Source organism: Actinoalloteichus caeruleus, assembly GCF_049311605.1.
GTDB classification, from domain to species: Bacteria; Actinomycetota; Actinomycetes; order Mycobacteriales; family Pseudonocardiaceae; genus Actinoalloteichus_B; species Actinoalloteichus_B caeruleus.
Window position 1 is genome coordinate 4,559,440 of sequence record NZ_CP186005.1, and the last position, 23,155, is coordinate 4,582,594.

Genomic DNA, 23,155 nt, shown 5'->3' on the forward strand with positions numbered 1-23,155 from the left:
CCGACAGGGTGACAGCCCGACCACCGGGCCGTCACCAGCGTACTAGCAGTCCTTCACCCGGGCCGCCGGGTGGCCGCCCCGGGGGAGGGAGCGTGGCCACGAGGTGAACGCCCTGCTCGCACGCCCCGTGGCCAGTCGGGGCTAACGCAACCGGATCGGGTTAACGATGTCCGCGGTCAGGGTGAGGAGCATGAACGCACCGCCGATGAACACCGCCGCATAGGTGATGGGCAGCAGTTTGGTGTAGTCGACGGGCGCCCCCTTGGCCTTGCCGCGCCACCCCCGAATGGTGTCCCGCGCCTTCTCGTAGAGGTTGACGGCGACGTGACCGCCGTCCAGGGGCAGCAGCGGCAGCAGGTTGAACACGCCGATGAAGAGGTTGAGGGTGGCCAGGAGGAACAGGAACAGCTCCCAGTAGCCGCCGGCGACGGCGTCGCCGCCGATGATGCTCGCTCCCACCATGCTGACCGGGGTGTTGGGGTCGCGCTCGGCACCCAGGATGGCGTCGATGACGGCGGGCACGCGGCTGGGCAGTTCGAGCAGGCGTTCCCAGGTGTGCACGAACATCTCACCGGTGAAGGTGAGCGTGCCCGGCAACGCCTGGGCGGCCGTGAAGTGCAGGTAGTTGGGGAAGCTCACACCGAGCGCGTTGGTCTCGACCTTCTCGGCCTCACCGGTCTCCGGGTTCACCATCACCCGTTGCACGGGGACGATCGGGATGGTCAGCTCCTGCTCGGAGCCGTCCCGCAGGACCGTGATGGTCGCGCTGTCCCCGCTCTGCTCGACCAGGGCCGCCTGCACCTCGGTGTAGTTGCCGGTCGCCTCGCCGTTGACCGCGACGATCTCGTCACCGGGCAGCACGCCGGCGTCCCTGGCCGGTGCCGGGTCCTGGCCGGGCGTGCACTCGGCGTACTCGTAGGTCTCCAGGTCCTGGTCCGGCGGGACGCAGGAACTGGCCTCGGCGACGACCGCCCGGCCGCTGATGTTGGGCAGGCCCATCGTCACCGCCATCGTGAGCAGGATCACGAAGGCGAGCATGAAGTGGGTCGCCGAGCCGGCGCACAGCACCACGACGCGCTGCCACACCGGCTTGCGGTTCATCGCCCTGGGCGCGTCCACCGGGTCGACCTCGTCGAGGGAGGTCATGCCCGTGATCCGGCAGTAGCCGCCCACGGGCAGGGCTCGCAGGCCGTACTCGGTCTCGCCCCGCCGGAACGAGAAGATCTTCGGCCCCATGCCGACGAAGTACTCGGTGACCTTCATCCGGAACGCCTTGGCGGCGGCCAGGTGGCCGAGTTCGTGCAACGCGATGGACACCCCGATGCCGATGGCGAACAGGATGACCCCGATCACAAAGGCCACGCGTCAGTCCTTTCCCACCGAGCCCGCAGCGTGGCCCGTCACACCGAGCAGCCGCCGCGACCGGGCTCGCGCCCAGTCCTCGGCTGCGAGAACGTCGTCGACACCGGAGGGGTCCCGACGCCACTCGTCGGCCTCAGCCAGCACCCGCTCCACAGTCTCCAGGATCCGTGTGAATTTCGTGCGACCTTCGAGGAAGGCCTCCACGGCCTCCTCGTTGGCCGCGTTGTACACGGCAGGGACCGACCCGCCCGCGCGCCCGGCGGCCCTGGCCAGCTCCACGGCGGGGAAGCTGAGGTTGTCCACCGGCTCGAAGGTCCACGTGGTCGTGGTGTCGAAGCGGCACGGCGAGGAGACGTCGCGCAGGCGGCGCGGCCAGCCGAGGGCGACGCCGATCGGCAGTCGCATGTCGGGCGGACTGGCCTGGACCAGGGTCGATCCGTCCACGAAGGTGACCATCGAGTGCACGACCGAGGTGCGGTGCACGACGACGTCGATCCGGTCGTAGGGGACGCCGAACAGCAGGTGCGCCTCGATGAGCTCGAGCCCCTTGTTGACCAGCGTGGCGGAGTTCACGGAGATGACCCTGCCCATCGACCAGGTCGGGTGCGCCAGGGCCTCCTCGACGGTCACCGCCTCGAGGTCCTCCCTCGTCCGGGAGTAGAAGGGGCCGCCGGAGGCGGTGAGGACCAGGCGGTCCACCTCGTCGGCCCGGCCGCCCCGCAGGCACTGGGCCAGGGCGGAGTGCTCGGAGTCCACCGGGACGATCTGGCCGGGAGCGGCGGCCGCCAGCACCAGCGGGCCGCCGGCGATCAGGGACTCCTTGTTGGCCAGGGCCAGCGTCGCGCCGGTGGCCAGGGCGGCCAGCGTCGGTTCCAGGCCCCGCGAGCCGGTGACGGCGTTCAGCACGATGTCCGAGGGGGTGGACTCGATCAGGTCCGGCAGGGCGCGGACGCCGGTGTGCACCCGAGGCGGGGCCGTACCGGCCGGGACTCCACGCCGCTCGGCCTCGGCGCGCCAGGCCGCGACCAGGTCTCGCTCGACCCCGACGCGGGGGACGGCGATCGCCTCCACCTGGAAGTCGTGGGCCTGGGCGGCCAGCGCGTCCAGGTTCGCACCGCCCGCCGCGAGCCCGACGACGCGCACGGCGTCCGGGTTCCGCCTGGCCACGTCCAGGGTCTGCGTTCCGACGGACCCGGTGGATCCGAGGAGCAGGACGCGGCGCGCCGATGAGGGGGCCTCGGCGGGCACGGGGCGGGGACCCGGCTCGGCGGCGGTCGAGGTGGGGGACAGCGAGCTCATGGCCCGACATTGTCGCGGAGCCGGCTCGGCCGCCCGCCCCGGGGCGGGGTCGACGGCCACGGAGGGCGACGGGGGAGCGGCCGGCCACCACCCGCCGTTGATAACGGAACGATAACGGACGCATGGCCCTCACCGGACGTGGTTATTCCAGAGTCAGGTCATGAACACCGCCGAAGGACCGTGGAGCTGGGGTTTCTCCCAGCCCCACGCCGCCCGGTGGCGGCGAACTCCTAGGAGGTTTCGATGGGTATTCTCGGTTGGATCGTCCTCGGTCTGCTGGCCGGCCTCATCGCCAAGGCCATCATGCCCGGCCGCGATCCTGGCGGGATCATCATCACTCTCGTACTCGGCGTGATCGGGGCCTTCGTGGGCGGCTTCATCGGCCGCGCGATCTTCAACACCGACCTCGGCTCGTTCTTCGAGATCCGGACATGGCTGTTGGCGATTCTCGGTTCGATCATCCTGCTCGCCATCTACCGCCTGGTCACGGGGCGGCGAGCACACGCCTGACCCGAGTACCAGCGGCGAGCGCGTCACCGGTCGAGGTGGCGCGCTCGCCGTGCGACGACCAGGACGGCCAGCACGAGCAGCACGGTGCTCAGCACCACCATGCTGGTGGACAGCGCGACGATCTCCGGTGAGACACCGCGCCGACTGGCCTGCCCGTAGACCAGGACCGGCAACGGGGTACCTCCCACCCCCGAGAGGTAGCTCGAGGTCACCACGTCGTCGAAGGAGAGCACGAAGGCGAACGCGGCCCCCGCCCCGATCGCCGGCCACAGCCCCGGCAGCGTCACGGTGCGCCACCGGGTCAGGGGGCCGGCGCCGAGGTCGGCCGCCGCCTCCTCCAGCCTCGGATCGAGCCCGGCGAGCCTGGCCCGCACCACGATGACGACGAAACTCAGGGAGAACGTGACGTGCGCGGCCAACAGGGCGCCGAACCCCAGCGGGATGCCCGCCAGCTTCACGCAGAAGGCCAGCAGGCTCACCCCGAGCACCACCTCGGGGACCACCAGGGGCATCGCGAGCACCGTCGACCACAGCCCCCGCCCTCGGAACGGCCGACGCAGGGCCCAGGCCGCCAGCGTGCCCAACACCGCGGCCACCACGGCCGTGCTGGCCGCCAACCGGACGGTCAACCACAGGGCGTCCAGCACCTGCCCGTCGGTGAGCAGCTCCGCGTACCAGCGCAGCGAGAACCCGGTGAACGTGCTGACCGAACGGGAGTCGTTGAACGACAGCAGGGCCAGCCACAGGATCGGCGCGTACAGGAAGGCGTAGGCGCCCACCACGGCGGCCAGCAGCACCCAGGGCCGGCGACCCCGGGCCGCACGACGTCCCCGTCCCGCGTGTTCCACGGTCACAGCACCTCCCGCGCCCGTCGGCCGCGCGCCACCCACAACACCGCCACCGCGGCGAGGAGCAGCACCGCCAGCGCCGAGCCGAGCGGCCAGTTGTTCCCACCCCGGAACTGGTCGTCGATGACACTGCCGAACGTCAACTGGTTGACCCCGCCCAGCAGGGCCGGTGTCACGAAGTCGCCCACCGAGGGCACCAGCACCAACAACGACCCGGCCACCACCCCCGGGGCCAGCCCGGGCAGCACCACCCGGACGAAGGTGCCGAGCCGCCCGTGCCCCAGGTCCTGGGACGCCTCCAGCAGCCTCGGGTCGAAACGCCGGCAGACGACGTACAGCGGGAGCACCATGAAGGGCAGGTAGCCGTAGGTCAGCCCCACCACGACGGCGACGTCGGTCAGCAACAGCCCACCCGGCCGGTCCAGCCCCACCAGGCCCAGCACCCGGTTCACCGGCCCGTCCTCGGCCAACAGCGCCTTCCAGGCGTAGATCCGCGCGAGGTGGCTCGCCCAGAACGGCACGAGCACCGCTCCCAGCAGCACGAGCCGCCACCTCCCTGCGTGCCGGGCGACGAACCAGGCCAGCGGCAACCCGATCACCAGGCACGCCAGCGTGGCGGACAGGGAGTAGGCGGCGGTGCGCCAGAAGATCGGCAGCACAGCGGGGTCGACGGCGAGCCGATAGGCGTCGAGCGTCCAGGGGAGCACCACGCGGGCGATGCCGAGGTCCCTGGTCGCGAAGCTGTACTGCGCGACCAGGGCCACCGGGACCACGAAGAACGCGCCCAGCCACAGGCCCGCCGGGGCGAGGGCCGCCCAGCCGGCCAGGGAACGGCCGTGCGCGCGGGCACGTCCTCGCCCCCGGGAGCGGGCTGGTCGGGCCGCGCCACCGGGGCGGCCGGCGCCGCTGGTGGGCTCGGGCCGGGGGCGCCGCGGCCCGCCCGAGGCTCTCGTCACGCCATCCATCAGCCCGTCTTCACCCTCGTCCAGGCGTCCGCGTACCGGCCCTCGACCTCCGGTCCCAGATCGCGGGTGAAGGGGACCCGGGCTAGCGCCTCCGGGGAGGGGTAGATGCGCTCGTCGGCGAGGAGTTCGGCGTCCACGAAAGGGCGCGCGGCCGCGTTCGGACTGCCGTACTGGATGGCGTTGGCCAACCTCCCCCCGACCTCGGGCCGCAGGATGTGGTCGATGAAGCGGTGGGCGTTGGCGGCGTGCGGCGCCGACCGGGGGACGCAGAGGAGATCCACCCAGGACAGGCCGCCCTCCTCGGGGATGACGAAGTCCAGTTCCGGGTTCGTCTCCATCGCCTGGAACACGTCCCCCGACCACGCCTGCGCGAGAGGGGCCTGCCCGGAGGCGAGCGGTTCGATCACGTCCGAGGTGATCTGACCGAGCACGCCCTTCAGGTCGAGCAGGTACTCGACGGCGTCCTCCAACTCCCCGGGGTCGGTCGTGTTGGGGTCGTGACCCGCGCCCAGGAGCCCCAGGGCCATCGCGTCCCTGGCCTCGTCGAGCAGGGCGCTCCGCCCCCGGGCGGCGGCCAGCCGGAACGCGTCCAGCGAGGTGACGTCGGCCCCGCCGAGGGCCTGCCGCGAGAAGGCGAGCCCGGTGGTGCCCCAGGCCCAGGGCACCGAGTACCGGTTGTCCGGGTCGTACTCCGCCTCCCGGAACCGCCGGTCCAGGTTGTCCAGGTTGGGGATCAGGTCGTGGTCGAGCGGGTTCAGGAGGTCGGAGCGGAGGAACCGCCGCAGGAAGTTGTCGCTGGGCACGATCAGGTCGTAGCCGCTGCCTCCGGCGGCGAGTTTCGCCTCCAGCTCGTCGTTGGAGCTGAAGTTGTCGTAGGTGACGGAGATGCCGGTCTCGTCCTCGAAGCCCGGGATGGTGTCCTCGTCGACGTAGTCGGTCCAGTTGAAGAAGTTCAGGACCGGTTCCTCGACCTCGTTGACGGCCCGGGTCGCCCTCGGGTCGGTACGACGTGGCTCGACCGGCTCCGAGATCGCGCAGCCCGCGGCCCCGTGCGCCGCCAACGCGAAGAATGCGGTCGACCGGAGCATCGCGCGTCGGGTGACCGGCCGCTCCCGACCGTCCCACAACCGCGCGATCCGTACCGCGTCCCTGTCCGCCATGTGCGAGTGGTCCTCCCCTCCCCCGGGCAGCGCCAGCTGGCGGGCCGTCCGGGGTGTGTCCGGCTGGTGTGCTCAGCGGGCGCTACGAGACGTCCGCCCGGGAGGTGGCGCCGACCGGAGTCGGTGCCGAACCCGGGGTGGGATCGCCGTCCGCCGCCGTGGGACGAGCGCGTCCGCCCGGCTCCGCGCCGCCGTCCCCACGGCCCGGCTCATCGGCCAGCAGGACGCTGAACTGCGGTTCCCAGCCCACCAGCACCGGACCGCCACCGGGCCCGGTCTCGCCCGCCCGCCGGGTGTTCTGGGTGAACACGGTCAGCGGCGTGGCTCCGGGGTCCCCCACGACCTCGACGAGGTGTTCGGTGGCGGCGCCGGTGTACACGGTGTCTCGCGGCCGGACGGGCACCCGGGACCACCCTGGTGGTGGTCCGTCGTCCTCCGCGGAGTAGAGCCGGGCCTTCTCCGGGCGCACCGCCACCGCCACCGGTTGTCCCCGTCGCAGCGCCCGGCCCGGTGGGAGTTCGGCCAGGACGGCCCCCTCCCCCACCGACACCTCCACCAGCGCCGCGTTCCCGGCGCCGGTCACGGTCCGCACGGTCCCCTCCAGCACGTTCGAGCCACCCGTGGTGGAGGAGCGGATGAACTCGGCGACGAACCGGCTCACCGGCCGTTCGTAGACGTCGGCGGGAGTGCCCACCTGTTCGACCCGGCCGGCCCGCAGGACCGCGAGCCGGTGCGAGAGCACCAGCGCCTCCTCCTGGTCGTGGGTGACGTAGAGGAAGGTGGTGCCGACCTCGCGCTGGATCCTGGTCAGCTCGACCCGCAGCTGCGCCCGGAGCTGGGCGTCGAGCGCCGCCAGGGGCTCGTCCAACAGCAGGACGCGGGGGCGGCGGGCGAGCGCCCTGGCGATGGCCACCCGCTGTTGCTGCCCGCCGGAGAGCTGGTGCGGCCGACGGCGCCCGTAGCCGGCGAGCTGGACGAGGTCCAGGTAGTCGCCGACCCTGGCACGCAGCTCCGCGCGGCGCAGTCCCAGCCGGCGCAGCCCGTAGGCCACGTTGTCCCAGACCGAGAGGTGGGGGAAGAGCGCGTAGGACTGGAAGACGGTGTTGACGTCCCGCCGGTGGGCGGGTACCCCCACCACGTCGCGGCCCCCCAGCAGGATCGCTCCCCCGTCGGGGTCCTCGAACCCGGCGACCATCCGCAGCAGCGTCGTCTTCCCGCTCCCGGACGGGCCGAGCACGGAGAAGAACTCGCCCTCCCCCACCCGCAGGCTCAGGTCACGGACGGCGACCTGGTCGGTGTAGGTCCTGGTCACCCCGCGCAGCTCGACGGCGGGCGGGCCCGAGGCGTCGGGGACGCGGTGGTCGAGTGCCGGTGTCTCTCGCGGGTCCTCGGACATGGCTCACCTCCGGGAGGGCGTCTGGGGTGGATGGGGTTGACGCGGGCCGCGCCGCGGCGGACAGCCTAGGCGGTGATCCCCCGCACGGGTGGCCGGACCCGAGTCGGCGGGGCGCGGCGCCGGGAGGGCGGTGCCGCCTGGGTGCGGCCCCCACGACCGAGGTCGACGGGCGAGGGTGCCGCTTCGCGCACCCGGTGGTCCGGCGCGGCCGCCAGGGCACCGACGGGGGACCGTGTGCGAGGATAGGTCGGCAAGCTACGTGATGAGCCCGTGCTGGAGGGATCGTGTCCGCTGAGCAGCCGTCGAGGACCAACGCCGCTGTGGACAGGTATTCCGGCGGTGACGTGGTGGATCCCCGGGACGAGCCGTCGGCGGAGTGGGGCTGGCACGGCGAGTGGCCGCGCGGCCGCCGCGTCGCCGGCTGGGCCGTCGCGGCCATCATGTTCCTGATGCTGATCGGCAACCACGAAGGTCACGTCGAGACCATCTGGCTGATCGGGATCGGGCTCGGCATGATCGGGTTCCTGATCTGGGACCAGACGCGCCGCCGGACACCGTGGCGTAACTGAGGGGTCCCCGGGGTTCGCCCCGGGGTCCATCTCCCTGTCACACCGACGCACCGTTGTCACACTTCCCAGTGATGTTCCTTGCCTCAACGCGGTGACACCCGATTCACTGCCTCCAGTGCGGCACCCCGGTACCGGGCGGCGCCGCGCCAGACCTGTCACCGGTGATCATCGCGGACGCCGGTCTTCCCGACATCGCGCCGGCCGTTCCGACGGTCGAGCAGACACCAGGCCGGGGGTTCCCATGTCCATGTCCATCACGCAGCGGCTGGTGCACCACAACGCCGCTCACCCCATCTCGTGCGCCGACCTGCCCACCGAACCCGCCAGCAAGCTGGCGGTGGTGGCGTGCATGGACTCGCGGATGGACGTCTTCCAACTGCTCGGGCTGCGCGTCGGCGAGGCGCACATCATCCGCAACGCCGGGGGCGTCATCACCGACGACGTGATCCGGTCCCTCGCGATCAGCCAGTGGCGGCTGGGCACCGAGCACATCATCCTGCTGCACCACACCCGCTGCGGGCTGCGGACCTTCACCGACGCCGAGTTCAAGGCCCAGATGCGGCAGGAGGTCGGCGTCACCCCCGAATGGTCGGTGGAGTGCTTCGAGGACGAGTCGGTCGACGTGCACGAGAGCAAGGAACGCATCAAGCGCAGCCCCTTCATCCGGCACGCCCACTCGATCCGAGGCTTCGTCGTCGACGTGGACACCGGTCTCCTGCACGAGGTGGACTGAGCCCGAGCCGCCGGCGGATCCGGGCCTGGTGCCATCCGGCATGACCGGCGGGTGTCCCCAGGGGTCCCTCCGGGGTACCGCGCGCGGAGAAGCCTCGTTCGCGCGGCGGCCGGGTCCTCCGGCCCGGTCCCGCCCTCGGGCCGAGCGGAGACAACCGATGCCGGGGAGGGCCTGGCCCGCCCGACCACCATCCACGACGGCCGACGGGGTGGGCTGGCGCCCACGCCCGGCGATCGCGGCGCGGGCGCACCCGGAGGGCGGCGCCCCTCACCCCTGTGGCCACGGCTCGCGCCCGGCGGGCGGATCGCCTCGCCTCACCGGTGGGTGGGGTGGCTACTCCTGGGCCGCGAGTTGGCCGCAGGCGGCGGCGATCTCCTGCCCCCTGGTGTCGCGCACCGTGCAGCTCACCCCGGCCTCGCGCACCCGCCGGACGAACTCGCGCTCCACCGGTTTGGGGCTGGCGTCCCACTCGCTGCCCGGCGTCGGGTTCAGGGGGATCAGGTTGACGTGGGCCAGATGGCCCAGGTGCTGGCGCAACAGCCTGCCCAGCAGGTCGGCCCGCCACGGGTGGTCGTTGACGTCCCGGATGAGCGCGTACTCGATCGACACGCGGCGACCGGTCCGGTCGGCGTAGTACCGGGCCGCCCGCAGCACCTCGTCCACGCTCCAGCGCGTGTTGACCGGCACGAGGGTGTCCCGCAGCTCGTCGTCCGGGGTGTGCAGGGACACCGCGAGCGTGACCTGGAGGTCCTCGTCCGCCAGCTTCCGGATGGCGGGAGCCAGCCCGACCGTCGACACGGTGATCGAACGCTGCGAGAGCCCGAGACCGGCGGGCGCCGGCTCGCAGAGCCGGCGGACGGCGGCCACCACCCGCTTGTAGTTCGCCAACGGCTCGCCCATGCCCATGAACACGACGTTGGACAACCGGCCCGCTCCGCCGGGGAGCAGGCCGTCGCGCATGGCGGCGGCGGCCGACCGCACCTGGTCGACGATCTCGGCCGTGGACATGTTCCGCTGGAGCCCACCCTGGCCGGTGGCGCAGAACGGGCAGGCCATCCCGCACCCGGCCTGGCTGGACACGCAGACGGTGGCCCGGTCGTCGTAGCGCATCAGCACGCTCTCCACGAGGGTGCCGTCGTGCGCCCGCCACAAGGTCTTCCTCGTCGTGCCGTTGTCGGTGGTCACCTCCCTGACCTGCGTGAACAGCGTCGGCAGGAGGGATTCCACGAGCCGGTCCCTCGTCGCCGAGGGGATGTCGGTCATCGACTCGGGATCCACGCTGAGCCGGCCGAAGTAGTGGTGGGACAGCTGTGTGGCGCGGAACGCCTTCTCGCCGAGCTCGGCGACCGCCGACCGGCGATCCTCAGGGGAGAGGTCGGCGAGGTGGCGGGGCGGAAGCCCACGGCGGGGGGCGTCGAACACCAGGGGAAGTGCAGTCATGGCGCGACCAGTGTCCCACGGCCTCCTGCCGGCCCCGTGCGGCGTCCCTCCTGTTGGCGCCCTCGGCGTCACCACCGGTGTCCCCGTCGGCCGCGCGGTCGGTACGCGTCACTGTCGGTGCCTGGCGGTAGCAAGGTCACCGCAGGACGAACAGCCCCTGGGCGGTGAGGAGCAGCGGTGCTTCCCGAGGACGACAGGTTCGAACCGATCGGTGACCCCCACTTCGACCGCCTCGTCGGCGAGACGCGGTCCGCGGCGGTGGCAGGCCACCTGCTGGACTGGTTGGCCCTGGCGCACAGCGCCGCGGCCGAGCTCCAACGCGTCCGGCGCAGGTCCGCGCGGGGCTCGTGGGCCAACGGCTGGAGCTTCGGCACCGACCGGTACCAGTACCTGCTCGCCACCGCGAGCGGGCTGCCCGACGCCCGTGTCAACCCCGCTTTCCAGTCCATGACGATCGGCATCGGGAACTGCGCCCTCTACCAGTACCGGGCGAAGACCGGTTCGCCGCTGACCTCGGTCCTCGACGACACCGAACTCCAACGTCGGCTCGTGCGGCCGCCGGAGGAACCGCCGGGGCTGTTCCCCGCCAACCACGCGATCACCGGCGGCCGCGATCTCCTGTTCCTCCCGTGGACCGGCAGCGAGGCGGCGGGGCTGTCCGGCGCGTGGGTCGGCCAGGGCAGCGCGGACCGCGACTACCGGATCCGGTGGAGTTGGCTGTGGCCGCTGACGTCGTTCACCAGGGGCTACGCGCGGACCGCCGGCCTCGGGGGCCCGCTGACCGCGCGGCCGGCACCCACCGGGACCACCGGTTGGAATCCGCACGACCTGCCCGAACTGCCCCTGCGGCACCGGGCGCGCCCCCAGGAGGGCACCTCCGGTACCTGACCACCCCGGGTGATCTCCGGTGGCCCCACCCGGCCGGTGGGGAAAGAATGTCTGTCGGCAAGATTCTCAGGTGCCCGTCGGCGGCGTCACCCCTCGCGGGGCGCTCGCGCGCCGACCAGGTACCGACCACGGCAGTGGCAGGCCGACGAACCAGGAGATCGCAGTGACCACGGGTGCGTTCGCGGCCGCGCGGGCCTTCGACCCGGCCAGGTTGACGATGGCCAGGCGGCTTCTCGGGTTGAGCAAGCGCGAGCTGGCGGAGTGGATAGGCCGGCCGGCCGCGCTGCTCTCCCGGTTCGAACTCGGCCAGTCACGACCCGACGTGACCGTGCTCTCCCGCTGCGCCCAGGTGATGGAGCTGCCCGTCGGGTTCTTCGCGGCCGGTCGTCCCCAGCTGAGGCTGGACACCACCAACGCGCACTTCCGCTCGTTGCGGGCCACCACGGCCACCCAGCGCCTCCAGGCCCTCGCGCAGGTGGAACTGCTGTGGGAGGTCCTGTCCAGGTTGGAGGACCTCATCGAACTGCCGGTGGTGGACCTGGCGCCGGCCGCCACCGGGAGTGACCCGGCCCGGGCCGCCCGGGCGGTGCGCCGAGGCTGGGACGTCCCCTCGGGGCCCGTCCCGCACCTGGTGCGCACCCTGGAGGCCCGGGGCGTCGCCGTCGCCCGGCTGGTCATTCCCGACAACAAGAACATCGACGCGTTCTCCTCGGCGAAGGGTGGACGCCCGATCATCGCGCTCACCGATCGGGGGAACCCGCTGCGCCAGCGGTTCTCCGTGGCGCACGAACTGGGCCACCTGCTGCTGCACCCCGAACCGGCACCCGGCAACCCCCGGCACGAGGCGGAGGCGAACGCCTTCGCCGCGGAGTTGTTGATGCCGGCGACGGAGATCGGTGACCTCCTGCCGGTGGAACCGGAACCAGCGTCGCTCCGCGACCTCGGCCACCGGTACGGGGTGTCGATGGCGGCACTCGCCGTGCGGGGGCGCACCCTGGGTTTCTACTCCGACACGACCTACCGCGAGGTGATGGTCGAGCTGTCCCGTCTCGGCCTCCGCACCGACGAACCGGTCAGCGAGGTCTTCCCCGGGGAGGAGCCGACACTGCTCCGGACGGCCACCGAGATGGCGGCGGACCAGGGGGTGGGGCTGGCGGAGCTGGCCGCGCGGATCGAGGTCACCCCAGCGATCATCCGGCGGCTGCTGGGGATCCCCGACCCACGGCCCCACCTGCGGCTGGTCACCTCGCCCTGACCGGGAGGACGGCCACCCGGGGGCCTGAGCTCAGCGCGGGTCGTCCCGGGCGGTGGCCCCGTTCGGCAGCACCGGGCCCCTGGGCTTGTGCCGCACGTGCACCCGGTACCCGACGCGGAACGACAGTCCCGGCACCTCCGCGGCGGCCCGCGCCGCGATCTCGGGGGAGAACTCGATGCCCAGCACCGACTCCAGGCTCCGCCGATCGTCGAAGCGCCAGTCCACGTCGAACCGCTGGCAGGAGAAGCCGCGCTCCACGAAGAACCGTTCGGCCGCGAGCGGGTCGTAGCGGGGCAGGTCCGCGCGCATCCACCGGCCGTAGGAGTGCCGGGTGGCGTCCAGATCGACGACGGCCAGGGTTCCGCCGGGCCGGAGCACCCGGTCGGCCTCGACCAGACCTGGCTCGCAGCCCGGCCCGAAGAAGTAGGCGGTCCTCGCGTGCACCAGGTCGACGGCCGCGTCGGGCAGCGGCAGCCGCTGGGCACCGGCCTCGTGCACGGTCACCGCGGGGAGGTCGCGCACCCGCTGCCTGGCCGCGGCGGCCAACGGGGGGTGCGGTTCGACCCCCACCACCCGGGCGGCCGAGCGGGCGAACACCGGGAGGTGGAACCCGGCCCCGCAACCCACGTCCACCACGTCCGCGCCCGACCAGTCCCTGGCGGCGCGCAGAGCATCCCACAGGACTCCGTCGGGGTCCTGCGCCCTGTTCTCCACCTCGTAGAGATCCGGCCAGTTCCAGATGTTGGGGCTGGGCAGGACACCGCCTCCCCGCCGTTCCCGCCGGCCCGCCAGGCCCGTGACCGCCTGGAACAGGGCCGGCAGCCGCCGCCCGGGACCGGTCACGCGAGCGGCAGGAAGACGGTGAGCAACAGCCAGGAGACGACAGCGGAGGGCAGCAGGGAGTCCATGCGGTCCATGATCCCCCCGTGCCCGGGGAGCAGGGAGCCCATGTCCTTGACCCCGACGTCCCGTTTGACCAGTGATTCGATCAGGTCACCCGTGGTCGCGGTCACCACGAGGGCCGCCCCGAAGATCGCCCCCTGCCACCAAGCGCCGTCCAGCAGGAACACGAAGCTGCCCACGCCGGCGGCCACCCCGGCCAGCAGGGAGCCGGCGAAACCCTCCCAGGACTTCTTCGGGCTGATCGACGGGGCCATCGGGTGGCGGCCGAAGAGGACGCCCGCGACGTACCCACCGGTGTCCGAGCACACGACGGCGAGCAGGAACGCGATGGTGCGGGCCGCGCCGTCCGGCGAGAGCACCAGCAACGCCGCGAAGGAGGCGAAGAGCGGGACGTAGGCGGCCACGAACACCGACGCCGAGGTGTCCCGGAGGTACCCGTCGGCGCCGCCCCGGAACCGCCAGAGCAGGCACGCGACGACCGTCAAGGCGAAGGAGGCGAGCACCCCGACCGTGCCGAACGGCCAGGAGAGCCAGATCATCGCCTGGCCACCCACCAGCAGCGGGGCCAGGGCCAGCCGGACCCCGGCCGCGCGACCCAGGGTCCGGTGCAGCTCCATCGTGGAGACGGCCACCGCCGCGGCCACGATGGCCACGAACAGGTGCCGCCAGAAGAGCAGGGCGGCCAGCAGCAACGCCCCGAGTCCCAGCCCGACCGCGATGGCGGCCGGGAGGTTCCTCCCCGCGCGGGAGGCGGTCCCCCCGGTCACCGCCGTTCCCGGAGGGGTGGATGTGTGCTGGTGGTGACCGGTTTCCCCGTCAACACCAGGTGCGTCGTGGTCACCGGCCGCCATCATGGAGAGCCCTATACCTCCAGCAGCTCGGTTTCCTTGTGCTTGACGAGGTCATCCACGCTGGCGACGTACTTGTCGGTCAGGTTCTGGAGTTCCTTCTCCGCGCGGGAGCCCTCGTCCTCGCCGGCCTCGCCGTCCTTGACGATCCGGTCGATCTCGTCCTTGACCTTCCGCCGGATGTTGCGGATGGTGACGCGGGCGTCCTCACCCTTCTGCTTGGCGACCTTCACCAGGTCCCGCCGGCGCTCCTCGGAGAGCTGGGGGATGACCACGCGGATGATGGTGCCGTCGTTGCTGGGGTTCACGCCCAGGTCGGAGTCCCGGATGGCCTTCTCCACGACGCGCAGCTGGCTGGGGTCGTAGGGCTTGATCACCGCGAGACGCGCCTCGGGGATGCTGATGCTGGCGACCTGGTTGATCGGCGTCATCGCACCGTAGTAGTCGACGCTGATGCCGTTGAACATCACCGGGGTCGCGCGACCCGTGCGAATGGTGGCGAGCTCGTCCTTGGCGACGGACACCGCCTTCTCCATCTTCTCCTCGCCATCGAGGAGGGCCTCGTCGATCACGACTGCTCCTTCGCTTGCCGCCGGTTGGCTGATGCTGGTCAGAGCCCTGTCTCACAACCACTGCCCGACCGCACAGGGCTCGGGGACAGCCTCTTCGTAGATCTCAGCACGCCCCCGAGGGGACGCGCTCGTCAGGGGGTGGAGACCAGCGTGCCGATCTTCTCACCACGCACTGCCCTGGCGATGTTGCCCTCCGTGAGGAGGTTGAACACCAGGATCGGCATGTTGTTGTCCATGCACAGGCTGAACGCGGTGGCGTCCGCGACCTTCAGACCACGCTCCAGCACCTCACGGTGGGTGATGTGGTGGTACATGGTGGCGGTCGGGTCCTTCTTCGGGTCCGCCGTGTAGACGCCGTCGACGGCCTTGGCCATCAGCACCACCTCGCAGCCGATCTCCAACGCGCGCTGGGCGGCGGCGGTGTCGGTGGAGAAGTACGGCATCCCGACGCCGGCGGCGAAGATCACCACCCGACCCTTCTCCAGGTGGCGCTCGGCGCGACGGGGGATGTAGGCCTCGGCGACCTGCCCCATGGTGATGGCCGTCTGCACCCGCGTGTCGATGCCCTGCTTCTCCAGGAAGTCCTGGAGGGCGAGGCAGTTCATCACGGTGCCCAGCATCGCCATGTAGTCGGCCCGGTCGCGGTCCATCCCCCGCTGCTGGAGCTCCGCGCCCCGGAAGAAGTTGCCGCCGCCGATCACGACGCTGACCTGGACACCGGTGCGGACGACCTCGGTGATCTGCCGTGCCACCGTCTGGACCACGTCGGGGTCGACGCCCACCGCGCCACCGCCGAACATCTCACCGCCGAGCTTGAGCATCACGCGGCGGTAACCGGGGTGGTCGTCGTCGATCTGCGGGTCGGACACCGGACCTACTCTCCTCACGGGCTGGACGGGGTGTTACCAGGGCCTGGCAGAGCTGAGCACGGAACCCCGGGTTCTCCGGAGTTCCGTGCCCAGGGTGGTGCGGGTCAGGAAGCGCCGACCTCGAAGCGGGCGAAACGGGTGATCGTCACGCCGGCCTCGTCGAGCACCGCCTTCACCGTCTTCTTGGACTCCTGGACCGAGGACTGCTCCAGCAGGACGACGTCCTTGTAGAAGCCGTTGACCCGACCCTCGATGATCTTGGGCAGCGCCTGCTCCGGCTTGCCCTCCTCGCGGGCGGTCTCCTCGGCGATGCGCCGCTCGTTGGCGACGATGTCGGCGGGCACCTCGTCCCTGGTGAGGTACTTGGCGCGCATCGCCGCGACCTGCATGGCCGCCGCCTTGGCCGCGTCCTCGTTCGACCCGGTGTACTCGACCAGCACACCCACGGCCGGCGGCAGGTCGGCGGCCCGACGGTGCAGGTAGACGGCCACCTGGCCGTCGAACACCGCGACCTTGGAGACCTCGAGCTTCTCGCCGATCTTGGCGGAGAGCTCCCGCACGGCGTCGGCGACGGTCTTGTCGCCCACGGAGGCGGCGTTCAGCGCGGCGACGTCGGCCGGCCGGGTCTCCTTCGCGGCCTGGACGACCTTCGCGGCCAGCTCCTGGAACTCGGCGTTCTTCGCGACGAAGTCCGTCTCGGAGTTCAGCTCGACCAGCACGCCGCCGTCGGCGGCGACCAGGCCGTTCGCGGTGGTGCGCTCGGCACGCTTGCCCACGTCCTTGGCGCCCTTGATGCGGAGCAGCTCGACGGCCTTCTCCAGGTCGCCGGCGGACTCCTCCAGCGCCTTCTTGCAGTCCATCATGCCGGAGCCGGTGAGCTCACGAAGCCGCTTGACGTCGGCGGCGGTGTAGTTCGCCATGTGCGTCGTCAGTCCTTCTCGTCGTTGCGTACCCGCTGGCCGGCACCGCGCGGCGCGGGTGAGTGTCTGGTGACCCCGGGGAACGGGGCACCCGCGTGGTCGCGGGTGCCCCGTGCTGACGGTGGCGGAGCGGTGGAACCGCTCTCGTCCGACGCGTGACGCCGCCCGGGCGGCGTCGGCGGTTCGGCTGCGATCAGGCCTGGGCGGGCTGCTCGCTGCCCTGCTTCTCGCCCTCGCTGGCGGCACCGGCGAGCAGCTCCTGCTCCCACTCGGCCAGCGGCTCGTCGTTGGCGACGCCCGGCTCCGGCTTCTCCTGGCCCTCCGGGGCGTTGCCTCGGCCGGAGCGGGCCATCAGGCCCTGCGCGACACCGTCGGCCACGACCCTGGTCAGCAGCGCCGCGGACCGGATGGCGTCGTCGTTGCCCGGGATCGGGTAGTCGACCTCGTCGGGGTCGCAGTTGGTGTCGAGCACCGCCACCACCGGGATGCCCAGCTTCCGGGCCTCACCGACGGCGATGTGCTCCTTCTTGGTGTCGACGATCCACACCGCGCTCGGGACCTTGGCCATGTCGCGGATACCGCCGAGGGTCCGCTCCAGCTTGTCCTTCTCCCGGGTCAGCATGAGGATCTCCTTCTTGGTGCGACCCTCGAAGCCCCCGGTCTGCTCCATGGACTCCAGCTCCTTGAGCCGCTGGAGGCGCTTGTGCACCGTGGAGAAGTTGGTGAGCATGCCGCCCAGCCAGCGCTGGTTGACGTAGGGCATCCCCACGCGGAGGGCCTGCTCGGAGATGGCCTCCTGCGCCTGCTTCTTCGTGCCGACGAACAGGATGGTGCCGCCGTGGGCGACGGTCTCCCTGATGAACTCGAAGGCCCGGTCGATGTAGGTCAGCGTCTGCTGGAGGTCGATGATGTAGATGCCGTTGCGCTCGGTGAAGATGTAGCGCTTCATCTTCGGGTTCCAACGACGGGTCTGGTGCCCGAAGTGCACGCCGCTGTCGAGCAGCTGCTTCATGGTGACGACGGCCATGGCCGGTTAGCACCTCGTGTTCTCGGGCGCGCCGAGGCGCGCTGGTGGTTGTCACAGCGGGTGGTTGGCCCGCTGTCCTGGTGTCGCGCCGCCATCGGAGCCCGACCACCCCGTAGGGTGAGGTCGGGACCACCGGATGCCGTGCCGCCCGGAGAACCCGGCCGACGCGCGCGATCACGCGAAGTCGGACCGCACAGTGTCAGCCCGCACCACTCAGTGTACGACCTGCGGCAAGATCCCCGGTGGCTGGGATGCGCTGGGAACCTCGGCGATCCCCAGCGCCGAGTTGTCCACACCCCGCGGGTGCGTGGCTGGTCGCCCGGGGCACCGGCGGCGCACGATCCGGACATGACCCGCACCCGTCGGCCCACCGGCCTCACCCGCGCCCTGGCCCTGCTCACCGTCCCCGCGCTGGCGGTGTCCGCGTCGGTGCCCACGCCCACGCCGCGCGGCTGGGCCGCGGAGCCCGCGACGGCGTCCCCGGCAGGGTGGCGGTGGGAGCGGCCACCCACACCGGCGTCGCCCGGCTCCGGCCCCCACCGGGCACCGGGCCCTCCGCCCGACCGGGCGAGCATCACCCCGCCGGGGGTGACCCACTCGCCTGTCGGTGGAGCAGAGGTGGTCCGCCTGTTCAGCAGGCCGCTGACCCCCTACGGGCCAGGCCACCGAGGGGTCGACCTCGCCGCTCCCCCCGGTGGACCGGTGCTGGCCGCCGCCGACGGTGTGGTGCTCTTCGCGGGCCCGGTAGGTGGCCGCCCCGTGGTCTCCGTCGACCACGCCGGTGGGTTCCGCACCACCTACGAACCGGTGCGCGCGGCCGTCCGGGTGGGACAGCCCGTCGTGGGCGGCGCGCTGCTGGGCTGGCTCGACGGCGCCCACCCCGGTTGCTCGGCGGCCTGCCTGCACTGGGGAGCGCTCGTCGACGGGGAGTACCTCGACCCGCTCACCCTGTTGCCCGGCCGACGTGCCCGGCTGCTGCCCTGGGAGGCGTCCTCCCCGACCGTGGTGGGCGGCCCGGTCGGGACCGCCCACCCGACAGTGGGGTCAGGACTGGCCGGTCAACCTCGTGCGCAGCCGCAGCACGGCCCGGGTGTGCAGTTGGCAGACCCGGGACTCGGTGACACCCAGGACCCGTCCGATCTCGGCGAGGGTGAGGTTCTCGAAGTAGTACAGGGTGACCACGATCCGGTCCCGCTCGGTGAGCTGCGCGATGGCCGACGCGAGCTGGCGGCGGCTGTCCCCGTCGATCAGGTTCGCGACCGGGTCCTCGGCGCGTTCGTCGGGGAGGGTCTCGGCAAGGGAGGCACTCCCCCGCCCGGCGGCGATGAGTTCGTCGAGGGCGACGACGCTGGTGAGCTGGACCTGCGCGAAGAGGTCCCGCAACTCGGAGACGCCGATACCCAGCTCATGGGCCAGTTCGCCGTCGGAGGCGGTGCGTTGCAACCGGGCCTCCAGGCGTTCCTGTGCTCGTTCCAGGTCCCTCGCCCTGCTGCGGACCGACCGGGGCACCCAGTCCTGGGCGCGCAGGTCGTCCAGGATGGCTCCCCGGATGCGTTGCATCGCGTAGGTCTCGAACTTCAGGCCACGTTCGGGTTCGAACTTCTCGATGGCGTCGACCAGGCCGAAGATCCCGGACTGCACCAGGTCGGCGACGTCGACGTGGGCTGGCAGTCCGGTGCCGACCCGGCCGGCGACGTACTTCACGAGGGGCGCGTAGTGCAGGACCAGTCTGTCCCGGAGCGCCTGCTGCCGCGCCGCGCCGTAGGAGCGCCAGAGCGCGACGATGCCGGCTTCCACGTCGTCGGCGCTGCGCGGATCACCGGAGGACGGGGCGTCACGCCGAGTGACGCGGGAGCGGTACGACCCGGCGGTGGGCTGGGCTGGCTGTGAGGGTGTCGCTGGAGCAGTCCCCGACCGAGCTGAGCGGATGGCGCGGTCGCCACCGACCGTGGCGCCATGCTCCTGCTGGTGACGCGCGATGGCCGTACGGGAACCTCCCCCAACATCGTCAGGAACGGGGGTGGGTTCGGTCATGGATTGCCTTTAGCCGTTCGACGGTGACGTGTGTGTAGAACTGGGTTGTTGCGAGCGTAGCGTGACCGAGCAACTCCTGTACGCTGCGGAGGTCAGCCCCGCCCTCGAGGAGGTGGGTAGCCGCCGAGTGCCGGAATCCGTGCGGTCCCACGTCCGGAGCGCCGGGAGCCGCCGCGGCGGTCTGGTGCGCGATCGTGCGTGCCGCCCGGACGCCGAGTCGACCGCCGCGCACCCCGAGGAAGACGGCTGGGGGCGAATCCGACCTGGTCAAGCTGGGTCGTCCTCGTTCGAGCCACGCCGCCAGCGCACGTTCGGCGGGAACACCGAACGGCACGGCGCGTTCCCGGTCGCCCTTGCCCCGCACCACCAGGAGGCGGTCCGCACGCCGCACGTCGTCCACGTCCAGCGCGCAGAGTTCGGCCACCCGGACCCCGGTCGCGTACAGGAGTTCGACCACGGCGTGGTCACGCAGCGCCACCGGGTCGCCATCGGCGGTGGCCCGCTCCGCCGCGCGAAGCGCCGTCGCCGCCTGGTCGGGGCGCAGGACGGAGGGCAGCGCGCGCCGCACGCGGGGAGCACGCAACCGAGGCCCGGGGTCAGAGGGGAGGAGGCCTCGCCGGGTGGCCCAGGCGGTGAAGGCTCGGGCGGCGGCGGCGCGGCGCGCGAGGGTGCTCCTGCTGGCCCCCTCGGCGTGGCGTGTGGCCAGCCAGGCCCGCAGCAGGGTGATGTCGAGCGGGAGCGGGTCGAGCGGTACGGCGTCGGGGGCTCCGGGGAGCTGGGCGAGGAGCTCGCGCAGGTCGCCCAGGTAGGCGCGGACCGTGTGGGCCGACAGGTTCCGTTCGGCGCTCAGGTGCCGTCGGTAGTCGGCCAGCAGTTGCTCGGCGGTCGTCGAGGAGACGGCCTCCGCCTGTCCGGTCACGGCTGGGCGGGGTGCGGCCTGGGCGGTCGCCCCACCGTCGCCGCGGGGAAGGGGAGCGCGCTCGCCCCGGTCCGAGGCGGGCCGTCGTGGCGCTTCCGCCCCGTCGGGTGCTGGGCTCGACGGGGACCTCGGGGGATCGTGGGGGTGCACCTGGTCCACCCTCCCAAGTCGGCCGAGGTCTGACCAGCCGACCCGCGCGGTCGCCGGGGAGGGATCGACGGGCGCCACCCGTCCTGGCCGCCGGTGCCTCGGGGGGTGGCCTCGCGGCCTCCCCTCCCCCGGCCGCTCCTCCCCGGAGGGGACGGGCCGGGCGTCCCGGTCGGGGGACCGGCTCCCCTCCCCGGCCTCACCAGAGGCGTCAGCCTGGCGGTGGGACGGGGTTCCGTTCGCGTCCCCGCGCGCCTCGGCCGGGGCGACCCGAGTCCCGTTGGCCGTCCCAGTCCGGTCCGGACGAACCGGGATCAGGGCCCCGCCACGCCGCGACCGGGCGACGCGCCGCGTCAGCCGGAGGAGAAGGGGCCGTTCTCGGGTAGCCGCAACTCGGGCTTGTCGAGTTCCTCGACGTTGACGTCCTTGAAGGTGATGACCCGGACGTTCTTCACGAAACGGGCTGGTCGGTACATGTCCCACACCCAGGCGTCGGACATCCGCACCTCGAAGTAGACCTCGCCCTCCGAGTTGCGCACCTGGACGTCCACGGCGTTGGCCAGGTAGAACCGCCGCTCCGTCTCCACCACGTACGAGAACTGACCGACGATGTCGCGGTACTCCCGGTAGAGCTGCAGCTCCATTTCGGTCTCGTACTTCTCGAGATCCTCGGAACTCATCGAGTCCGAACCCTCCCTACCGCCGAAGCACCGGTGATGCGGGCCTCATTGTCCACGACACTCTTCCTCAACACGAGCGGCGACCATCAGCTGATCGCCACGGGCTCTGGCGCACCCCCTCCGACCGGCGACGTTCGACTGCTCGTCACCCTGTGACCGGCAGCCTCCCGAACGTTGGAGTAGGAGAAGCGGTGCTCCGCGCACGGACCGTACTCCCTCAGGGCCTCGGCGTGGTCCGCCGTGCAGTACCCCTTGTGCACGGCGAAACCGTACCCGGGGTACCGCTGGTCCATCCGGGCCATCGCCCGGTCCCGGGTCACCTTGGCCAGCACGGAGGCCGCCGCCACGCACGCGGCGACCAGGTCGCCCTTGACCACCGCGAGGTTCGGCGCCGTCAGGCCGGGCACCCGGAACCCGTCGGTGAGCACGTACCCGGGATGCACCGGAAGCCGTGCCACCGCCCGGCGCATGCCCTCGAGGTTGGCGACATGCACCCCCAGCGCGTCGACCCGCTCCGCCGGCACCGACACCACCGAGAACGCGACCGCGCGGTCGACCACCTGGTCGTAGAGCCGTTCCCGGGCCAGGGCGGTGAGGAGCTTGGAGTCGGTCAGCCCGGGCAGGCGTTCCGAGTCCCTGGGCCGGAGGACGCAGGCCGCGATCACCAGCGGGCCGGCGCAGGCCCCGCGACCGGCCTCGTCCACCCCGGCCACCGGGCCCAGCCCGCGCCGGTCGAGCGCGGACTGCAACGCCCAGTTGCCGAGACTCCGCCGGACCACGGCCCTCGGCGGCCGCGGTAACCCTGGTTCGGCGTCCACCATGCCAGTCCCAGCCGTCAGTCGTCCCGCCGACGCAGCGAGAGCAGCCGCCGTCCGATCCACAACGTCGGGAAGGCGGCCGCGAGACCGATCCCGGCGGGGATGGCGCCGTGCCAGGCCGGCGCGCTCAGCGCCTGCCCCGTCCGCTGCGGATCATCGTCACCGATGCCCTGCCAGCGCTGCGGGGGGAGCACGATGAACCGGGCTTTGCCGATCACGTCGTCCACGGGCACCGAGCCCCGCTCACCACCGCCGCCCTGCACTCGGGAGTCCAGGGAGTTGTTGCGGTTGTCGCCCATCATCCAGAGGTGGTCGGCGGGCACGGTGACCGGGCCGAAGGCCTCCTGGGTGTTACCCCGGTTCGGCTGCCAGTAGACGTAGGTCTCGTCCAGCGGTTCCCCGTCGACGAGTACGCGGTTCTCCTCGTCGCAGCACTCGACGGTCTGCCCGCCGGTCGCGATCACCCGCTTGACGAACTCGCGGTTGTCCGGCGGCGCCATGCCCACCAGCCCACCGATGGACTGGAAGAAGCTCACCACCGGGTTGTCGGACCGCTGCGGAGGGATCTCGTTCTCGGTCCACGTCGCCGGCCCCCGGAACACCACCACGTCGCCAGGGCTCGGGTCGGTGAACCGGTAGGTCATCTTGTCCACCAGCACCCGGTCGTTGGTGCAGCCGTTGCAGCCGTGGAGGGTCTCCTCCATCGACTGCGAGGGGATCACGTAGACCCGGGCGATGAAGGCCTGGATGACGATGGTCAGCACCACGGCGATGCCCACCAGGACGACCAGTTCGCGCCAGAAGGAGCCCTTCTTCTGCTCCTTCTCACCCGCACCGCCCGCGCCCTCGCCAGCGGTGGCCTCGTCGCTCACCGGCTCCGAGCTATGTCGCCCACCGTCGGACGGCGGGCCCTGCTCGGAGCCGGGCCGAGGCGCTGGGTCGGGCTTGGGCTGGTCTGGATCGCCCTGGGGTGTGTTCGAGGGCACGAAGTCC

General features: G+C 72.0%; 23 protein-coding genes and 1 pseudogene. 6 read left to right on the plus strand and 18 right to left on the minus strand.

The window, feature by feature from the left end; translation table 11 throughout:
• Nucleotides 1-141 precede the first annotated feature (141 nt).
• Both ACOJVX_RS18400 and dxr read right to left on the minus strand, forming a co-directional pair.
• The gene (locus tag ACOJVX_RS18400; protein ID WP_081715608.1) at nucleotides 142-1,353 is read right to left on the minus strand and encodes a M50 family metallopeptidase; all 1,212 of its coding nucleotides are present in this window, start codon (nucleotides 1,351-1,353) and stop codon (nucleotides 142-144) included.
• A 12-nt stretch (nucleotides 1,354-1,365) separates the two neighbouring features.
• Nucleotides 1,366-2,661 carry a 1-deoxy-D-xylulose-5-phosphate reductoisomerase gene (gene dxr / locus ACOJVX_RS18405; protein ID WP_418154268.1) on the minus strand — a complete coding sequence of 432 codons (1,296 nt, stop codon included), beginning with the start codon at nucleotides 2,659-2,661 and terminating at the stop codon, nucleotides 1,366-1,368.
• A 243-nt stretch (nucleotides 2,662-2,904) separates the two neighbouring features.
• Between dxr and ACOJVX_RS18410 the strand changes: the two genes are divergently transcribed.
• Complete coding sequence (locus ACOJVX_RS18410) at nucleotides 2,905-3,171, plus strand: GlsB/YeaQ/YmgE family stress response membrane protein (RefSeq protein ID WP_026419929.1); 267 nt, start codon at nucleotides 2,905-2,907, stop codon at nucleotides 3,169-3,171.
• Between the two features lie 23 nt (nucleotides 3,172-3,194).
• Here the strand turns inward: ACOJVX_RS18410 and ACOJVX_RS18415 are convergent, their stop codons facing one another.
• The 4 genes from ACOJVX_RS18415 to ACOJVX_RS18430 all read right to left on the minus strand — a co-directional run bounded on the left by ACOJVX_RS18415 (nucleotide 3,195) and on the right by ACOJVX_RS18430 (nucleotide 7,540).
• On the minus strand, nucleotides 3,195-4,025 hold the full coding sequence (locus tag ACOJVX_RS18415) for an ABC transporter permease (protein WP_418154269.1): 831 nt from the start codon (nucleotides 4,023-4,025) through the stop codon (nucleotides 3,195-3,197).
• Nucleotides 4,022-4,975, minus strand: coding sequence for an ABC transporter permease (locus ACOJVX_RS18420; protein WP_245588902.1), 954 nt, complete (start codon nucleotides 4,973-4,975; stop codon nucleotides 4,022-4,024). The genes ACOJVX_RS18415 and ACOJVX_RS18420 overlap by 4 nt, the downstream gene beginning before the upstream one ends.
• 8 nt (nucleotides 4,976-4,983) lie before the next feature.
• A complete protein-coding gene (locus ACOJVX_RS18425; protein WP_026419927.1) occupies nucleotides 4,984-6,144 on the minus strand; it encodes a polyamine ABC transporter substrate-binding protein in 1,161 nt (386 codons plus the stop codon).
• 82 nt (nucleotides 6,145-6,226) lie between these two features.
• The gene (locus ACOJVX_RS18430; protein ID WP_422646950.1) at nucleotides 6,227-7,540 is read right to left on the minus strand and encodes an ABC transporter ATP-binding protein; all 1,314 of its coding nucleotides are present in this window, start codon (nucleotides 7,538-7,540) and stop codon (nucleotides 6,227-6,229) included.
• A 320-nt stretch (nucleotides 7,541-7,860) separates the two neighbouring features.
• Here ACOJVX_RS18430 and ACOJVX_RS18435 point away from each other — a divergent pair, with 320 nt between their 5' ends.
• Both ACOJVX_RS18435 and ACOJVX_RS18440 read left to right on the plus strand, forming a co-directional pair.
• Nucleotides 7,861-8,109, plus strand: coding sequence for a DUF2631 domain-containing protein (locus tag ACOJVX_RS18435; protein ID WP_026419925.1), 249 nt, complete (start codon nucleotides 7,861-7,863; stop codon nucleotides 8,107-8,109).
• Nucleotides 8,110-8,356: 247 nt separating this feature from the next.
• The gene (locus ACOJVX_RS18440) at nucleotides 8,357-8,842 is read left to right on the plus strand and encodes a beta-class carbonic anhydrase (RefSeq protein ID WP_026419924.1); all 486 of its coding nucleotides are present in this window, start codon (nucleotides 8,357-8,359) and stop codon (nucleotides 8,840-8,842) included.
• Between the two features lie 333 nt (nucleotides 8,843-9,175).
• Here ACOJVX_RS18440 and rlmN read toward each other — a convergent pair whose 3' ends face one another.
• On the minus strand, nucleotides 9,176-10,282 hold the full coding sequence (gene rlmN, locus ACOJVX_RS18445) for a 23S rRNA (adenine(2503)-C(2))-methyltransferase RlmN (RefSeq protein WP_026419923.1): 1,107 nt from the start codon (nucleotides 10,280-10,282) through the stop codon (nucleotides 9,176-9,178).
• Between the two features lie 177 nt (nucleotides 10,283-10,459).
• On the opposite strand from rlmN, the gene ACOJVX_RS18450 reads away from it, so the two are divergent.
• A complete protein-coding gene (locus ACOJVX_RS18450; protein WP_026419922.1) occupies nucleotides 10,460-11,170 on the plus strand; it encodes a hypothetical protein in 711 nt (236 codons plus the stop codon).
• Nucleotides 11,171-11,333: 163 nt separating this feature from the next.
• Nucleotides 11,334-12,425, plus strand: coding sequence for a helix-turn-helix domain-containing protein (locus ACOJVX_RS18455; protein ID WP_422646951.1), 1,092 nt, complete (start codon nucleotides 11,334-11,336; stop codon nucleotides 12,423-12,425).
• Nucleotides 12,426-12,455: 30 nt separating this feature from the next.
• On the opposite strand, the gene ACOJVX_RS18460 is transcribed toward ACOJVX_RS18455, so the two are convergent.
• The 6 genes from ACOJVX_RS18460 to rpsB form a co-directional block, all read right to left on the minus strand.
• A complete protein-coding gene (locus ACOJVX_RS18460) occupies nucleotides 12,456-13,238 on the minus strand; it encodes a class I SAM-dependent methyltransferase (RefSeq protein WP_081715647.1) in 783 nt (260 codons plus the stop codon).
• Between the two features lie 26 nt (nucleotides 13,239-13,264).
• Nucleotides 13,265-14,182, minus strand: coding sequence for a phosphatidate cytidylyltransferase (locus tag ACOJVX_RS18465; protein WP_026419920.1), 918 nt, complete (start codon nucleotides 14,180-14,182; stop codon nucleotides 13,265-13,267).
• An 8-nt stretch (nucleotides 14,183-14,190) separates the two neighbouring features.
• A complete protein-coding gene (gene frr / locus ACOJVX_RS18470) occupies nucleotides 14,191-14,748 on the minus strand; it encodes a ribosome recycling factor (RefSeq protein WP_016696781.1) in 558 nt (185 codons plus the stop codon).
• A 131-nt stretch (nucleotides 14,749-14,879) separates the two neighbouring features.
• The gene (gene pyrH / locus ACOJVX_RS18475) at nucleotides 14,880-15,569 is read right to left on the minus strand and encodes a UMP kinase (RefSeq protein WP_051314254.1); all 690 of its coding nucleotides are present in this window, start codon (nucleotides 15,567-15,569) and stop codon (nucleotides 14,880-14,882) included.
• 152 nt (nucleotides 15,570-15,721) lie between these two features.
• Complete coding sequence (gene tsf / locus ACOJVX_RS18480; protein WP_026419918.1) at nucleotides 15,722-16,537, minus strand: translation elongation factor Ts; 816 nt, start codon at nucleotides 16,535-16,537, stop codon at nucleotides 15,722-15,724.
• A gap of 193 nt (nucleotides 16,538-16,730) precedes the next feature.
• On the minus strand, nucleotides 16,731-17,564 hold the full coding sequence (gene rpsB, locus ACOJVX_RS18485) for a 30S ribosomal protein S2 (protein ID WP_026419917.1): 834 nt from the start codon (nucleotides 17,562-17,564) through the stop codon (nucleotides 16,731-16,733).
• Nucleotides 17,565-17,912: 348 nt separating this feature from the next.
• Here rpsB and ACOJVX_RS18490 point away from each other — a divergent pair.
• Nucleotides 17,913-18,494, plus strand: a pseudogene (locus ACOJVX_RS18490) (M23 family metallopeptidase); the annotation flags it as partial.
• A gap of 114 nt (nucleotides 18,495-18,608) precedes the next feature.
• On the opposite strand, the gene ACOJVX_RS18495 reads toward ACOJVX_RS18490, so the two are convergent.
• From ACOJVX_RS18495 to lepB, 5 genes are all read right to left on the minus strand, one after another.
• Complete coding sequence (locus ACOJVX_RS18495) at nucleotides 18,609-19,598, minus strand: FliA/WhiG family RNA polymerase sigma factor (protein WP_026419916.1); 990 nt, start codon at nucleotides 19,596-19,598, stop codon at nucleotides 18,609-18,611.
• Entirely contained in the window at nucleotides 19,573-20,517 is a 945-nt protein-coding gene (locus ACOJVX_RS18500) for a tyrosine recombinase XerC (protein WP_418155216.1), read from the minus strand. Before ACOJVX_RS18500 ends, ACOJVX_RS18495 begins: the two co-directional genes overlap by 26 nt.
• Nucleotides 20,518-21,017: 500 nt before the next feature.
• Nucleotides 21,018-21,344: a DUF2469 domain-containing protein gene (locus tag ACOJVX_RS18505; protein WP_016696788.1), complete on the minus strand. Its 327-nt coding sequence runs from the start codon at nucleotides 21,342-21,344 to the stop codon at nucleotides 21,018-21,020.
• A gap of 86 nt (nucleotides 21,345-21,430) precedes the next feature.
• A complete protein-coding gene (locus tag ACOJVX_RS18510; protein WP_051314209.1) occupies nucleotides 21,431-22,165 on the minus strand; it encodes a ribonuclease HII in 735 nt (244 codons plus the stop codon).
• Nucleotides 22,166-22,179: 14 nt separating this feature from the next.
• Nucleotides 22,180-23,148, minus strand: coding sequence for a signal peptidase I (gene lepB, locus ACOJVX_RS18515; protein ID WP_026419914.1), 969 nt, complete (start codon nucleotides 23,146-23,148; stop codon nucleotides 22,180-22,182).
• Between the last annotated feature and the right edge of the window lie 7 nt (nucleotides 23,149-23,155).

Coding starts and splice junctions, on each gene's coding strand:
- dxr (WP_418154268.1), bottom strand. CDS start 2,661: ATGAGCTCGCTGTCCCCCACCTCGACCGCCGCCGAGCCGGGTCCCCGC.
- ACOJVX_RS18410 (WP_026419929.1), top strand. CDS start 2,905: ATGGGTATTCTCGGTTGGATCGTCCTCGGTCTGCTGGCCGGCCTCATC.
- ACOJVX_RS18425 (WP_026419927.1), bottom strand. CDS start 6,144: ATGGCGGACAGGGACGCGGTACGGATCGCGCGGTTGTGGGACGGTCGG.
- ACOJVX_RS18430 (WP_422646950.1), bottom strand. CDS start 7,540: ATGTCCGAGGACCCGCGAGAGACACCGGCACTCGACCACCGCGTCCCC.
- ACOJVX_RS18440 (WP_026419924.1), top strand. CDS start 8,357: ATGTCCATCACGCAGCGGCTGGTGCACCACAACGCCGCTCACCCCATC.
- rlmN (WP_026419923.1), bottom strand. CDS start 10,282: ATGACTGCACTTCCCCTGGTGTTCGACGCCCCCCGCCGTGGGCTTCCG.
- ACOJVX_RS18465 (WP_026419920.1), bottom strand. CDS start 14,182: ATGATGGCGGCCGGTGACCACGACGCACCTGGTGTTGACGGGGAAACC.
- pyrH (WP_051314254.1), bottom strand. CDS start 15,569: ATGCTCAAGCTCGGCGGTGAGATGTTCGGCGGTGGCGCGGTGGGCGTC.
- tsf (WP_026419918.1), bottom strand. CDS start 16,537: ATGGCGAACTACACCGCCGCCGACGTCAAGCGGCTTCGTGAGCTCACC.
- rpsB (WP_026419917.1), bottom strand. CDS start 17,564: ATGGCCGTCGTCACCATGAAGCAGCTGCTCGACAGCGGCGTGCACTTC.
- ACOJVX_RS18495 (WP_026419916.1), bottom strand. CDS start 19,598: ATGACCGAACCCACCCCCGTTCCTGACGATGTTGGGGGAGGTTCCCGT.
- ACOJVX_RS18505 (WP_016696788.1), bottom strand. CDS start 21,344: ATGAGTTCCGAGGATCTCGAGAAGTACGAGACCGAAATGGAGCTGCAG.
- ACOJVX_RS18510 (WP_051314209.1), bottom strand. CDS start 22,165: ATGGTGGACGCCGAACCAGGGTTACCGCGGCCGCCGAGGGCCGTGGTC.